General features: G+C 72.0%; 11 protein-coding genes. 5 read left to right on the top strand and 6 right to left on the bottom strand.

Translation table 11 applies throughout. The features are described 5' to 3' along the window. Positions 1-64 precede the first annotated feature (64 nt). Positions 65-1300 carry a hypothetical protein gene (locus ACWGJ2_RS19505; protein ID WP_453347370.1) on the bottom strand — a complete coding sequence of 412 codons (1236 nt, stop codon included), beginning with the start codon at positions 1298-1300 and terminating at the stop codon, positions 65-67. Positions 1301-1595: 295 nt separating this feature from the next. On the opposite strand from ACWGJ2_RS19505, the gene rox reads away from it, so the two are divergent. Beyond that, a complete protein-coding gene (gene rox / locus ACWGJ2_RS19500; RefSeq protein WP_453347369.1) occupies positions 1596-3047 on the top strand; it encodes a rifampin monooxygenase in 1452 nt (483 codons plus the stop codon). Between the two features lie 44 nt (positions 3048-3091). Here rox and ACWGJ2_RS19495 read toward each other — a convergent pair whose 3' ends face one another. Beyond that, entirely contained in the window at positions 3092-4063 is a 972-nt protein-coding gene (locus ACWGJ2_RS19495) for a LysR family transcriptional regulator (protein WP_453347368.1), read from the bottom strand. A gap of 131 nt (positions 4064-4194) precedes the next feature. On the opposite strand from ACWGJ2_RS19495, the gene ACWGJ2_RS19490 reads away from it, so the two are divergent. From ACWGJ2_RS19490 to ACWGJ2_RS19480, 3 genes are all read left to right on the top strand, one after another. Continuing rightward, positions 4195-5073, top strand: coding sequence for an alpha/beta hydrolase (locus ACWGJ2_RS19490; protein ID WP_453347367.1), 879 nt, complete (start codon positions 4195-4197; stop codon positions 5071-5073). Beyond that, on the top strand, positions 5070-6605 hold the full coding sequence (locus ACWGJ2_RS19485; protein ID WP_453347366.1) for an MFS transporter: 1536 nt from the start codon (positions 5070-5072) through the stop codon (positions 6603-6605). The genes ACWGJ2_RS19490 and ACWGJ2_RS19485 overlap by 4 nt, the downstream gene beginning before the upstream one ends. Before the next feature lie 292 nt (positions 6606-6897). Continuing rightward, positions 6898-8394 (top strand): Glu/Leu/Phe/Val dehydrogenase dimerization domain-containing protein, encoded by a 1497-nt coding sequence (locus ACWGJ2_RS19480; protein ID WP_453347365.1) that lies wholly within the window; start codon positions 6898-6900, stop codon positions 8392-8394. 443 nt (positions 8395-8837) lie between these two features. Here the strand turns inward: ACWGJ2_RS19480 and ACWGJ2_RS19475 are convergent, their stop codons facing one another. The 4 genes from ACWGJ2_RS19475 to ACWGJ2_RS19460 form a co-directional block, all read right to left on the bottom strand. Continuing rightward, positions 8838-10079: an amidohydrolase family protein gene (locus ACWGJ2_RS19475; RefSeq protein WP_453347364.1), complete on the bottom strand. Its 1242-nt coding sequence runs from the start codon at positions 10077-10079 to the stop codon at positions 8838-8840. Positions 10080-10168: 89 nt separating this feature from the next. Further along, complete coding sequence (locus ACWGJ2_RS19470; RefSeq protein ID WP_453347363.1) at positions 10169-10612, bottom strand: Rrf2 family transcriptional regulator; 444 nt, start codon at positions 10610-10612, stop codon at positions 10169-10171. Positions 10613-10771: 159 nt separating this feature from the next. Beyond that, positions 10772-11320 carry a CchlQ gene (locus ACWGJ2_RS19465; protein ID WP_453347362.1) on the bottom strand — a complete coding sequence of 183 codons (549 nt, stop codon included), beginning with the start codon at positions 11318-11320 and terminating at the stop codon, positions 10772-10774. A 19-nt stretch (positions 11321-11339) separates the two neighbouring features. Further along, complete coding sequence (locus tag ACWGJ2_RS19460; protein WP_453347361.1) at positions 11340-11750, bottom strand: MOSC N-terminal beta barrel domain-containing protein; 411 nt, start codon at positions 11748-11750, stop codon at positions 11340-11342. A 174-nt stretch (positions 11751-11924) separates the two neighbouring features. Here ACWGJ2_RS19460 and ACWGJ2_RS19455 point away from each other — a divergent pair, with 174 nt between their 5' ends. Then, complete coding sequence (locus ACWGJ2_RS19455) at positions 11925-13796, top strand: CocE/NonD family hydrolase (protein ID WP_453347360.1); 1872 nt, start codon at positions 11925-11927, stop codon at positions 13794-13796. Positions 13797-13882: the final 86 nt, after the last annotated feature.

The following is a 13882-nucleotide window of genomic DNA, read 5'->3' as shown; positions in this document are numbered from 1 at the left end:
GCCTCACACGGCCGGGCGGGCGCGGGGCTCGTCACAGGACGCCCGTCACGCGGGTGCCGTCCCGTCAGGAGTCGGCGGGGCCCGCCGCGCGCAGTTCGGTGATGCACTCGGCGATCGCCTTCTGGAGAGTCTCCAGTTGTTCGAGAAGCTCCTCGTCGTAGAGTTCGGCCGCGTCGTCGAGGGTCAGCTCCTCGAACGCCTTGGCCGCCTTGCGCACCTTCCCCTCGAACCGCACCCGGCTCTCGTGCGCGCGCAGTTGCGGGTCGCTGTCGACGGCCTCGGCGACCAGGGAGCGCACGGCCTTCTGCGCGTCGGCCACATACGGGGCCTCGTCCTCCTCGTCCAGCCCCTCGATGAGGGTGAGGTGCTGCTTCGCCTCGGCCACCACGCTCTCCGGCGCGGGTACCCGCTCGCCGCTGGGGGTGGTCATCTCGCCCTTGTCGATGATGTCCCGGACGAAGTCCACCGACGTCGCCGTACGCGCGGCCGACGCCACCGTCTTGGACAGTTCGCCGGTGCGGGCGATGTCCTTGGCCAGCTCCTCGCCCAGCTCGGGGTCGTCCTCCAGCCGGTCCAGCAGCGCGTGCCGGGCCGCCTGCGCGGTGCTCGGGTCGGCGAGGATCGCCGCGCGCAGCGCCGTCGGGTTCTCCGCCACCTCCAGCGCCTTGGTCGGGCGGATGCCCTCCGCCTCGGCCACGGCGGAGATCGCCTGGCCGCGCGGTGAGTCGCCGCTGGAGCGGGAGGTGTAGTAGCCCAGCCACACGTCCGCGTCCGGCAGGTCGATGTCCACTCCGGGCTCCAGCGCCTCGAAGACCGGGACCACGCCGTCGTCCGCCGCCCGGTCCCAGGCACGCCAGAACCGCATCACGCGCTCCGGCGAGCAGCCGGCGAGCCGGGCGAACTCCTTCGCCGACACCTTCGGCTCCGGCCCGTCCGCCTGCCCAGCGGGCACCCCGCCGGGCCGTACGCTGCGGGCCACCATCAGCGCGAACGTCCAGCCGCCGGTCCGCGCGAACGTGCCGAACTCGCGCGCGTCCCGCCGCACAGCGCCCTCAGCGCTTTCTGCACCCTCCCCGCTCCCCGCACGCTCGGCGCTCTCCGCACCCTCGGCGCTTTCACCCGGCTCCGGTTCCCCGGCCGGGGCCCGTTCCCCCGCCGGTGCCGGGAGTGCGGGGCTCCCGGTGTTCTCCTCCGCCGTGGGCTCCGTCCACACGTGCGCGTCCTCTGCCGGGGGTGTCACATCAGCGGAGGCGGCGGGTTCCTGCGTGGCGAGTGCGGTGGGGGAAGGAGGCGTGGTCATGTGAGCTCCGTCGGGTACGTGAACGTGACCCGTCGATTGTCCCCGATCCGAAACCGTGAAGTCGTCCGCTGCGCACCGGGCGGGACGACGGAAAACAAAAAGGCAAGGAGTCCTGATACTCCCTGCCACTCTCAACATATAGCGCACCGGGGGTCTTGCGGCAAGGCCCGGGGTGTACCGCACACTCTCCGTCCGAAGCCGGAACCCGCGAATAGCGGTGAGGCGCGAAATGCGTGTGCCTTCGCGCGTATCCGGAGCGAACGGCCGAGGCGCGGCCTTGGCGAATGGGGGGTACATGTTTGACGTGATCGTGGCCGGTGGCGGGCCGACCGGCATGATGCTGGCCGGTGAGCTGCGGCTGCACGGTGTGCGGGTGCTCGTGGTGGAGAAGGAGGCGGAGCCGCCCGCGTATGTCCGCTCGCTCGGTCTGCATGTGCGCAGCATCGAGGTGATGGACCAGCGCGGTCTGCTGGAGCGGTTCCTCGCGCTCGGCACGAAGCACCCGGTCGGCAGTTTCTTCGCCGGTATCCCCAAGCCCTCGCCGGACCGGCTGGACACCGCGCATCCCTATGTCCTCGGCATCCCGCAGCCGCTCACCGAGCGCCTGCTGTCCGAGCACGCCACCGAACTGGGCGCAGAGATCCGCCGCGACTGTGCGCTGGTGGGGCTGAGCCAGGACGAGGAGGGGGTGACGGCCGAGCTGGCGGACGGCGCGCGGCTGCGCGCGCGTCATCTCGTCGGCTGCGACGGGGGACGCAGCACGGTGCGCAAGCTGCTGGGCGTCGGCTTCCCCGGCGAGCCCGCCAGGACGGAGACGCTGCTGGGCGAGATGGAGGTGGCGGAGGAGGCGGCGACGATCGCCGCCGTCGTCGCGGAGGTGCGCAAGACCGAGCTGAGGTTCGGCCTCGGCCCCGTCGGGGAGGGGAGGTACCGCGTCGTCGTGCCCGCCGAGGGGGTGGCCGAGGACCGTACCGTCGCGCCGGCCCTGGAGGAGTTCAAGCGGCAGTTGAGGCAGTACGCCGGGACCGACTTCGGCGTGCACTCACCGCGTTGGCTCTCCCGCTTCGGTGACGCCACCCGGCAGGCCGAGCGCTACCGCGTGGGCCGGGTGCTGCTGGCGGGCGACGCGGCACACGTCCATCCGCCGCTGGGCGGACAGGGGCTCAACCTCGGCATCCAGGACGCGTTCAACCTCGGCTGGAAACTCGCCGCCGAGGTCAACGGCTGGGCACCGGAAGGGCTCCTGGACAGCTATCACGCCGAACGCCACCCGGTGGCCGCCGCCGTGCTGGACAACACCCGCGCACAGGGCGTGCTGATGTCCACGGAACCCGGCGCCCAGTCGGTGCGCCGACTGGTCTCGGAGCTGATGGACTTCCCGGAGGTGCACCGCCATCTGATCGAGAAGATCACCGCGATCGCCGTCCGCTACGACCTCGGCGAGGGCCACGCACTCCTCGGCCGGCGCCTGCGCGACGTGGAGCTGAAGCGCAAAGAGAGGGGACGCCTCTACGGGCTCACGCACCGCGGTCGCGGACTCCTCCTCGACCAGACCGGCAACCTCTCGGCCGACGGCTGGACTGACCGCGTCGACCACATCGCCGACGTCAGCGAAGAACTGGACGCACCCGCCGTGCTGCTGCGCCCCGACGGCCATGTGGCGTGGGCCGGCGACGACGACGGTGACGGCCAGGCCGAGCTGCGCGGCGAGCTGGAAAAGTGGTTCGGCGCGCCCGCCCCGAGCTGAACATGGGGCCAGAGGTGAGGCGTCGTCGCGCCCGGCCCGGATGTTCAGTGGCCGCCTTCACCTCGTGAGCCCTGTGAGTCCCGTGGACCAGGCGGACCGAGCCGGTGGTCCAGCGCTGCGCCGACGTCGGGGCAGAGTGCGCGGATCACGTCGAGGAACGCGTTCAGCACCGGGGACCGTTCCCGCTCGGCGAAGGACAGCACCAGATCGGGCAGGGGCGTGCGCGGCGTCACCTCGCAGAACCATGTGCCCCGGCGCGGGGCCGCCAGCATGCGGGAAGGCCCCAGGCCCACGCCGACACCGCAGGCGGCGAGGCCGATGATGGTGTGCACGTCCCTCGCGACGGTCGCCCCGGCGAGGGCCGGGGAGTCCTCGCCCAGCAGGGTGTGCAGCCCGGCGCGGACGGCGGGCTCGTCCGCGCCGGGCGCCACGATCAGCGGCTGCCGCCGCAACTGGTCCACGCTCACCGACGGCTGCCCCGCGTAGGGGTGCGTGCCGCTCACCACGGCGACGAGGTGGTCGTGGCCGACCGGGACCGTCACCAGCCGCTCGGCCCCGGCGCCCCGTGGCCTGCCGAGGGTGATCGCCACGTCCAGTTCCCCGGCGACGAGGGCCGCCGTGCCCCGGCTGGTCGCCATCTCGTGCAGTTCCAGCCGCACATCGGGCCGTTCACGGCCGAACCCGCCGAGGACGTCGGGGAGGGGATCGAGCAGCGCCGAGGCGACGAACCCCAGGCGCAGCCTGCCCGTTTCGCCGCGCGCCGCCCTGGCCGCGTCGACCGGGGCCGCCGTGATCTCGTCGAGCGCTCTGCGCGCCCGGGAGAGGAAGGCCGCGCCCGCCGCCGTCGGGAACACCCCCTGGCGGGTGCGGTCGAAGAGCCGGGTGCCCACCTCGCGTTCGAGGTCGGCGATCTGCTTGGACAGCGGAGGCTGCGCGATGCCGAGGGCTCCGGCCGCCCGGCCGAAGTGTTCGTGCTCGGCGAGAGCCAGGGCGTACCGCAGATGCCGCGCCTCCACGTCAGCCCGCCTCCTTCACGTCAGCCTGTTGGCCTGTTGGCCTGTTGGCCTGCGATATCTCCTGGGTATCGTGGCTCAGTTTGCCAGATCTTTCGCTGGATACCTGGGGCCGGGTCGCGTGGAATGCGGGCATGACTGACCACTCCCACCACTCCCACGCGCACACCGTCTTCGTCCTCGTGCACGGGGCCTGGCACAGCTCCGCGCAGTGGGCGGCGACGCAGCGCGCGCTCGCCGGATCCGGCGCCGCGAGCGTGGCCGTCGATCTGCCGGGGCACGGCTTCGACGCGCCGCTGCCCAGCGGCTACCTCCTGCCCGGCCAGCCGGGCCTGCTGACCGAGAAGTCCCCGCTCGCCTCCGTGACGATGGAGGACTGCGCGGAGAGCGTGCTGCGCACGCTGCGCCGGGTCCGCCACCACCGGCGTGTCGTGCTCGTCGCGCACAGCGCGGGCGGCGGTCCCGCGTCGCTGGCCGCCGAGCGGGCGCCCGAGCTGGTCGACGCGCTCGTCTATCTGTCGGCCTTCGTCCCCGCCGGACGGCCGCGCTTCTCCGACTATCTCGGCTCGCCCGAGAACGCTTCGGCACGGGGGCAGACCCTCGGCATCGGTGACCCCGAGGAGCTGGGCGCGGTGCGGATCAATCCGCTCTCGCCCGATCCCGCCTACGTCGAGGAACTGCGGCAGACCCACTACCACGACACCCCGCCGGACCGCTTCGACCGCTGGCGCTCGGCACTGAGCACCGATCTGCCGCTCGCCGTCCCCGCCACCCCGGTCACGGTGACCTCCGCGCGGTGGGGACGGATACCCCGGACCTTCCTGCGGTGCGCCGACGACCGGGCGCTGTCACCCGCCGTGCAGGACCTGATGATCGCGGAGGCCGATCTGGCCATGCCCGGCAACGGCGACGGCGACGGCCACGGCAACCCGTTCACCGTGCGCACCCTCCCCGGCAGCCACAGCCCGTTCGCCGCACGGCCCCGCGAACTCGCCGCGGCACTGCTGTCATGAGCCGCGGACGCCTCATGCCGCCGCGCGGCGGCGGACGGCTCGTACTGCCGGTGGTGCTCAGCGCCACGTTCGCGCAGCTGCTCAACGTTACCGTCGCGCAGGTCGCCGCGCCCCGGATCCAGGCCGAGCTGGACGCGGGCGGCGGCACGGTGCGGCTGGTCCTCGCCGGGTACACGCTGACGTACGCGTGCCTGCTCATCCCCGCCGCACGGCTGGGTGACCGGTACGGCTACCGTCGGCTGTTCCTGGCGGGCACGGTGGTCTTCGCCGTGGGCTCGGCGGCCAGTGCGTGCGCTCCCGGCGCCGCGTCGCTGGTCGCGGCCCGGCTGGTGCAGGGCGCGGGCAGCGGGCTGGTAGCGCCGCAGGTCCTGTCGCTCATCCAGGCCGCCACCCCGGCCGCCCGCCGGCCACGTGCCCTCGGCCTGTACGGGGCCACCATGGCCGTCGCCTCGCTGGCGGGGCCGCTGCTCGGCGCGCTCGTCCTCGACGCGGACCTCTTCGGCCTCGGCTGGCGGCCCGTCTTCCTCCTCACCGTGCCGGTGGCGCTCGCCTCGCTGGCGGGGACGGCCGTCCTGCCGGGTGTCCGTGGCGCGGACGGGCTCCGCGTCGACAAGCTGGGCGCGGTGCTCGTCACCGTCGGATCCGGCGCGCTGGTCCTGCCGCTCGCGCTGGGGCGGGAGGCCGGGTGGCCCTGGTGGACATGGGCCGGTTTCGCCGTCGCCGCTGTCGCTCTCGGGCACTTCGTGCTGAGCCTCCCCCGCCGCCCTGACCCCCTGATCCATCCCGAGGTGCTGCGCGACCGGTCGGCACTGAGGGGGACGCTGCTGGTGTTCGTGTTCAACATGGGGGTGCCGTCCTTCACCTATCTGCTCTTCCTCCACCTCCAGTCCGCGCTCGGCTACTCGGCGCCCGCGGCCGCGCTGACCTCGGCACCGTTCGCGGGTGCCGCCGTCCTGGGCAGCAGGGCCGCGCCCGCGCTCGGCCGCCGCCACGGTGCGGGCGTGCTCACCTTCGCGTCCCTGGTGCTGGCCGGGGTGTCCCTGGCGCTGGCCCCGCTCATGGGCTCGACGGCCGGACGCCAGGCCGCGCTGCCCGTGCTGGCGGTCGGCGGGGCCGCGTTCGGCGCCTTCACCGCCTCCGTGTTCACGCTGGTGCTGGCCTCGGTGCACGGCCCCGCCGCCGGATCGGTCTCCGGGCTGCTGCCCACGGCACAGCAGCTCGGCGGGTCCGTCGGAGTGGCCGTGGCCGGGCTCGCCTACTCCGCTCCCGCCGACGGCGCGGACGCCGCCTTCCGGCACGCCATGGCCTACCAGGCCGCCGTCTTCGTCCTCACCGCACTCATCAGCCTCCGGACGGGGGCGGCGCCGGGTCCCTCGGACAGGGGCAGGAACACGCGCGGCACCGGGCCGCCGGAGGTCTCGGGCAGGCGCTCTGAACTGCGTTTTTCGACTGTTCGAATCGGCCGGTCGGTAAGCGGGAAAATTGGTGTCGGCCCCGCTTCCTGTGACGCCTTGACAAGGGTTTATCGCTAGCTCACAGTGGTCGCTACGTACAACTACGCACAACGCAACCGGATGCGTTCTCTGCGTATATTCCATGAATTGCCTCTTGCGGGATCACTGAAAGCACGCCCAGCGGGTTTATCGAGGTCTGCCCACACGACCGCCCGCTCAACGACGGCGCGCGCGCCACCACTTCAATCAGCACAATACTGCCGTGCGGTTTCCGGGAAGTAATAACCGATAACACTTCCCGGGGTCAGCCCTGCGCAATTCCTGGACGTGGGAACGAAAGTCCGTCGTCAGCGGAGAGGGTGAGTGCCATATGACGCAGTTTGCCGTCGACACACCGTTGCAGGCCCTTGGCCATGAGCCCTTTCTCCAGGTCACCTGGCGGGATCCGCATACCCTCGCGCGAGGGTTCGTCGTGATCGACCAGTTGGTGACGGGCATCGCCACGGGCGGTCTCCGCATGCGGCCCGGATGCACACTCGACGAGGTCGGGGAACTGGCCCGGGAGATGACGCTGAAGATGGGCGCCTTCGGGCTGCCCGTCGGCGGCGCCAAGGGCGGCATCGATTTCGACCCCGCCGACCCGCGCGCCGACGAGGTGCGCGAGCGCTTCCTGCAAGGCGTTCTCCCGCTGCTGGAACGCTTCTGGGTGACCGCGGGCGACCTCGGTACGCAGCAGGAGCAGCTCGACCGCAGCTTCGCGCGCATCGGCCTCGGCGAGACCTCCTTCCACGCGGCCGTCGTCCGCTCCCCCGTCGAGGCGGAGGTACGCGACCGCGTGCGACGGGCGTTCGCCACCCGGACGGACGGCCTGAAACTCTCGGAACTCGTCGGCGGCTTCGGCGTCGCGGAGGCCGCCCTGGCGGCGCTGGAGCACCACGGCACTCCCGCCGGGTCCGCCCGTGCGGTGGTGCAGGGGTTCGGGGCCATGGGCGGGTCCACCGCGCTGTATCTCGCGCGTGCCGGAGTGCGGATCACCGGGATCACGGACGCCCAGGGGCTGATCCTCAACACCTCGCGCGGGCTCGACGTGGAACGCATGCTCGCCGCGCGCAGCACCGGGGGTGTGGTCGACCGCTCCGCGCTGCGCGACGACGACATCGAGTGCCCCGGTGACGAGTGGCTGGGCCAGGACGTCGACGTCCTCGTACCGGCCGCCGTCTCCTACACGATCACCGCGGACAACTGCGACCGGATCCGCGCCGGACTGGTGGTGGAGGCCGCGAACGTGCCCACCACTCCGGAGGCCGAGCGGCTGCTGCTGGAGCGCGGGGTCACCGTCGTGCCGGACTTCATCGCGAACACCGGCGCCGCTGCCGGGGCGTGGTGGGTCATCCTCGGCGAGGTGGTCAGCCCCGCCGGTGCGTGCGGGCGGCTGTCCTCGGAGATCCGCCCGCTGGTCCGGGGGCTCATGAGCCGGGCCGAGTCGACGGGGACCTCGGTGCGGAGCGCGGGCGTGCGGTTCGCACGGGAGAACTCGCAGCGGATGATCGACGAGTGCGGGGGCGCGGTGGCGTTCCGCGACCTGTTCCCCGCCACACCGCAGGAGCGGCGGTTCCCCGTCGACGGCGCGGAGCCGACGGGCGGGTCCGCGTGTGCGGGGCCGGGCGGCGGGACCGCGCACCTCGGGGAGGGGTCACGAGCCGCCTCCCTCCCGCTGGGGGACGGCTCACCGCTGCCGCCGGCCGGCCCGACCACCGCGACCGGTGCGGAGGAGGCTGCTCCGGGGCCCGGACGGCAGCCTGCCGGCGCGTATCCGGCGTACTGGCCGGGACCCGCAGGAGCCGGTACGGCCTCCGGCCAGTTCTGAACAGCGGACAGCCGGCGCTCACAGATGCGTCTTGCGGCCGAACGCGGACGCCTCCTGCGAGTCAGCTTTCGTCCGGCTGGAAGAAGCGCGGGCTGTTCCCCCCGGCCTTCGTAGTCGGTCGAGCAGGCCAGGTCGCGTTGTGCCTGGAGCTGGGCCAGGCGGGTGGTCAACGTGCGGGTGATGTGCTGGTAGCTGTCACTGGCGTCGGTGTGTGTCAGGTCGAGAGCGGCGAGCCACAGCCGGTCACCGTATTGCGCCTTGAGGTCGTTGGCGGCCGAGAGGTCCCGGAGTGCGCCGGCGACTCGATCGCCGGCAGCGAGCAGTTTTTCCGTCATCAGGCGGCCGAAGCTGCTGCTGATGCCGGTGATGAACCAGGTTTTCATGGGGGTGGTTTCCTCCCTGCTGCGGTGAATCGGCGGGAAGAGGTCCCGCCACGCGGGTACCTAGCGCTTGTCGACGACCGGGCGGCCGTCGAGGATCACCATGCCGAGGTCGCGAAGGTTGCCGATGTCCGCGGTGGGATCGGCGTTCAGCACGAGCAGGTCGGCGCGCCTGCCGGGGGCCACCGTGCCGAGGTCGGCGCGTACACACTGCCGCGACGCGCCGCTGGTGCCCGCGGCCAGCACCTGGGCGGGTGTCATCCCGGCCGCCACCATGAGTTCGGCCTCTTCCAGGGTGTTGGCTCCGAACAGGCCCCGGCCGCTGAAGGTGTCGCTGCCCAGCGCGATGTGCACGCCCGCCTCAGCGACCTTCTTGAGATTGCCACGGGCGTCAGGGTGGGCGTCGTCGATCCAGAGCGTGGGCGTGTAGGTGACGTCGTGTTCGAGCATCAGGTCGATGAGGGACTGGTCGGTGAGAGGCTCGACGGTGACACCGTGCTCCAGGCCGTCAGCCCCGGCCTCGATCGCCTCGCGTGCCGCGGCCTGCTGGGTGGTGTGGACGGTGACCCGAAGGCCCCGCTCGTGCCCGGTCTCGATACCCGCCCGAAGGAGATCGAGGGGAAGCCGTTCCAACGCGACACCATCCGGAAAGGCGGGGTTCCGCCAGAGGTACTTCGGCCCGCCGGAGTGTGCGCACGCGCCTTCCGACAGGAGTTTGACCGCGTCCACACCGCGGTCGGCGAGATGGTGCACCAGGTCGCGGATCTGCCGCACGCTCTCGACCTCTCCCGTGAAGCGCTCGCGCGCCCAGGGGTTGCCGCTGAAGACGGTGGCGGCGGGGTGCCCGTCGCGTCCGGTGATACCGCAACCTGTCGCCAGCAGGCGCGGGCCCCGCAGTGTGCCCGCGGCGATTCCGGCCCGCGTGTCCAGGATTCCGCCCGTCGGATCACCCACCGACTTGATGGTGGTGACCCCGTGGTCGAGGAACAGCCCGAGCTTTCCGGGAAGCTCGTTCTCCTCGAAGGCGCGCATCGCGTCCGGGCCGGAGACCGCGCGCACGTCGTAGAAGTGGATATGGGTGTCGATCAGGCCCGGCATGACCCATCCTCCGGCCGCGTCCACCTCCTGCCTGCCCCTGAGCGGCTCGGCCGAGACGGCAGCGATCTCCGAACCGTCGACGCCGATGTCGTACAGACCGGCGAGCGCCTGGTGGCCGTCGAAGACATGCGCGCGACGGATCACGAGGTCGTAGGTCGCAGGGCCGCGAGCTCCGGTGCTCGCGAGTGCTTCGGATTCCTGGGGCACCGCTCTCACTCCTGGTACGTTCTGAACTGCAACTGAACCGGTTACAGTTAAGTCGTGCGTCATGACACAAGGTGTGCATGTGCGCTTGATCAGTGATCCCTCTGTCCGGCGCCGGAGGCGAGTATCCGCCCCAGCAGGCCGGCGATCGTCGTCCCGCCGAGCCGCTCCTCCAGGGCCCGCTCCGCGCTCTGGAACTCGACGTCGAGCACGTCGCCGATGTTGCGCCCGACCTCGCACGCCCCGCTGGGCGGATGGGTGTGCCGCGAGAAGATCTGTCCTCCCTCGACGGCGGCGTACGCGTCGTAGAGCGTGATGTCCCGCGGGGCGCGGGCAAGGGACCAGCCGCCTCCCCGGCCCTCGGTGGACCACACCAGGTCGGCGTCTCGCAAGCGGCCGAGGATGCGCCGTACCAGGACCGGGTTGCTTTCGAGGCTGTCCGCGATCTCCGCGGAGGTCAGCGAGCCCCCACGCCGGTGCGCCAGCATCGCGAGCGCGTGAATCGCGACCGCGCTCCTGCTGCTGAGCCCCGCCATCTCCCGCTCCCGCCGTCACCACCGCTTAACTGCAACAATGTTAGTTGCAGTTAAATCGATGGTCAACCGCGCCGTGAAGGAGGCCGGCAGGCGTTCCACGAACGGGAAGGAGATCAGCGATCCCGCTGGGGACGTCAACCTGGTGGAGAACAGGGCACCTCACCTCCCCGTGGCCGCGGTTTCCCGGCACAGGGTGCACCGGTCCTTGCCGTCCCATCTGTCCCACCCGAACACCGAGGGCGAGAGCGACTGGCCCTCCAACTCCTCGCGTACGGCGACACGGTAGGCCCAGACCGTGCCGATGTACGGGTGGTAGGCGTCGTGGAAGGCGGGCGACGACGGTTCGGCGCCCGCCGCGACCGCGCGCTGGAGGCCGCGCAGCCGCTCGAACATCGCCTGCCCGGCACCGGCGACGGCGGTGGACGCCTCGATGAACAGCCGTTCCCGCGCTTCGTAGATGGTGGCGTCGCTCAGCGCGGCGCGGGTGGCGGCGTCCAGGTCGGGCTCGGCTCCGGGGTTCTGGGCGAGCTGGCGCAGCCGGGCGTGGCCCGCCTCGGCGGCGGCGATGAACTCGATGTACACGGTTCTTCGCCGTTCCCCCGCGCCGCGGTCGTCCTCGTGGCGATGACGCAGATGGTCGGCCAGCACGGTGCCGGAGATGGCCACGCAGCCACCGCCGATCGTCGCGACGAGCGTCCCCCAGTCCACGTCGGCCCTCCCGTAATGATCACGACGTCGGCACGAGGAATCTACGCGCGGCCCCACCCGAAGACCAGGGGCCCGCCGCACGTCTCACGACCCACGGCCCCTCGACGACTCGGCCCGGCACCTTGTGGTGGTGGAAGAAGTCGGCCTTCACCGGGTCGCCGAGCCGTACCTCGCCGGTCACGCGGGTTCCGTCCGGGCCGGTCACCGTGAGCACGCCGGCGGCCGGATCGAAGGCGGCGGTGTACGCCGCCCAGGCGCCGGTACGGGTCATCGACAGCAGCCTGCCGGCAGCGTCGGCCATGAAGAACGCGCGGTCGCCCCGCACACCAGAGGGTGTCAGCCCGACCTCGTCGGGATGCGTGACGCCCAGGCCCTTGACCGGGGTGACGGAGAGCCGGCTGACGCGCGGCGAGGGGGGGGCGGCGGTCACGGGGTGCTCAACCGCTGGTCGGCCGCCTTCTCCTTCTCGCGCGCCGCCCTGGCAGCACTTGCGGCCATCTTGAAGGGTTTCCGTGCTGATCATAGGCTTCATCGCCGTCGGCCCCGGCCCCGCCCTCGCCGACGTCACCTGCACCATTCCGTACCACACACTTCGGAGGAGCATGTGAGAAGACGTCGCGCGGCCACCTGGGCCGCCTCGGCGCTCGTCGCCACCCTCGCGCTGACCGGCGCGCTCGTCGGCCCCACCGCCACCGCGCAGACCGACGGCACGGCGAAGGCCGCCACCGCGACCGACCCCGTCACGCACGAGGAGAACGACCGCGTCCCGGAGGGTTCGGCCTGGACGCAGCACTACTTCCCGTCCTCGGACGGCTCCGGCACCGAACTGCACGCCGACGTGCTGCGGCCCGAGGGGCTGCCCAAGGGCAAGAAGGTGCCGGTCATCCTCTCCGTCGGCCCGTACTTCGGGCACTCGGGGCAGACCGGTGTCGAGGACTGGACGCACACCGGGCCCTCTTCGCGCTTCCAGGACTTCATCGAGGGCACCGACCTGTTCGACGAGGGCTACGCCTTCGTCATGGTGGACCTGCGCGGCTTTGGCGGCTCCACGGGCTGCCTCGACTGGGGCGGCCCCGGCGAGCAGGCCGATGTGAAGGCCGCCGTCGACTGGTCGGCGAAGCAGCCGTGGTCCACCGGCGCCGTGGGCATGTACGGCAAGTCCTACGACGCCGTCACGGGCCTCATCGGCAACAACCTGGACCAGCGCGCGCTCAAGGCCGTCGTCGCGCAGGAGCCGTTGTGGGACATGTACCAGTACATCTACTCCAACGGGGTGCCCCGGCCGAACGTGACCGGCACCGCCAACGCGTACAACTCCATCGCCTCGCTCCCCCAGATGCCCGACGACGAGGCGCGCTACCGGGACAACGCACGGTACGAGGAGGCACATCCGGAGTGCCTCACGGAGAACTCGGCCGGATACCGGATAGCCGACCAGCGGGACCCGCACTGGACCTCCCGCGATCTGGCGAGGATGGCGAAGGGCAGCGACACCCCGCTGTTCGTCACCCAGGGCTTCATCGAGCCCAACACCAAGCCCGAGGAGATGCAGGAGTACCTCGACAACCACAAGGGCGTCGAGCGCGGCTGGCTCGGCCAGTGGGACCACGTGCGCGGCGGTGACCGCACCGGCGACGGGCGTCTGGCCATGGGCCGCGAGGGCTGGTACGAGGAGACCCTCTCCTTCTACGACCACCACCTCAAGGGCGACAGGCCGGGGACCGACTACCCGGCCTACGCCGTCGAGGACAACACCGGCGCCTGGCGCGCCCAGAAGACCTGGCCCGTCGTGGAGAAGTCCGCCACCGTCGGGCTCGGCGGCGGCACGTACGTGGACGACGGCGGCGCCTCGGCGCGCGCTGATCTGGCCGCCTCCGGCGGTCCGGCCGCGAAGTCGCCCGCGCCGCCGTCCGGTTCCGGCGAGTGGGACATGGAGAACGCGCCCGCGACTGAGCCGTCGGCCCCGAAGGGCCTGGCGGGGGAAGCGGCGAAGCGGCAGCGGGCCGGTGAGGTCACGTCGAGCTTCTTCGTGTGGTCCGAGCCGGTCAGGAAGCCCGTACGTGTCACGGGCACCCCGCGCGTCTCGCTGAGCGCCAAGGGGCAGGGCAACGTGATGGTCAAGCTGTACGACGTGGCCCCGGACGGCACCGCCGCGATGTTCGACGAGCAGGTCTCCCTGCTGAAGCCGGGCAAGCTGAGCGTCGATCTCAAGGCGACCGACTGGACCCTCGCGCGCGGGCACGTCCTAGCCGTGGAGATCGGCTCCATCCAGACGGGCTCGTGGCGCGACACGCCCTCCGGCGAGACGATCAGGGTCAAGGACGCGAAGCTCGGGCTGGCCCTGGACAGCCCGTCCGACGACGTGCCGACTCCCGGCGCCCGCTCGCCGTTCCTGGACACCTACCTGGAGCAGTACACCGTCGAACTGCCCGCGGGGCGCCCGTCGTTCACGGTGCCCCAGGCCGGCCGCCACTGAGCCGACAGGAGAGCCGTGGGGGGGCCCGCCCCGCCCGGCCCGGCCCGGGCGGGCCCGGGGGGGGCGGCGGGCCCCACCGCCGCGGG

Source organism: Streptomyces sp. NPDC054796 (assembly GCF_053611545.1).
Note: the sequence above shows the minus strand (reverse complement) of the source record. Positions and strands in the feature narration are given on the sequence as shown.

What these genes read in the sequence shown, in the direction of transcription:
- ACWGJ2_RS19505 (WP_453347370.1), bottom strand. Translation starts at nt 1,300, where the DNA reads ATGACCACGCCTCCTTCCCCCACCGCACTCGCCACGCAGGAACCCGCC.
- rox (WP_453347369.1), top strand. Translation starts at nt 1,596, where the DNA reads ATGTTTGACGTGATCGTGGCCGGTGGCGGGCCGACCGGCATGATGCTG.
- ACWGJ2_RS19490 (WP_453347367.1), top strand. Translation starts at nt 4,195, where the DNA reads ATGACTGACCACTCCCACCACTCCCACGCGCACACCGTCTTCGTCCTC.
- ACWGJ2_RS19485 (WP_453347366.1), top strand. Translation starts at nt 5,070, where the DNA reads ATGAGCCGCGGACGCCTCATGCCGCCGCGCGGCGGCGGACGGCTCGTA.
- ACWGJ2_RS19480 (WP_453347365.1), top strand. Translation starts at nt 6,898, where the DNA reads ATGACGCAGTTTGCCGTCGACACACCGTTGCAGGCCCTTGGCCATGAG.
- ACWGJ2_RS19470 (WP_453347363.1), bottom strand. Translation starts at nt 10,612, where the DNA reads ATGGCGGGGCTCAGCAGCAGGAGCGCGGTCGCGATTCACGCGCTCGCG.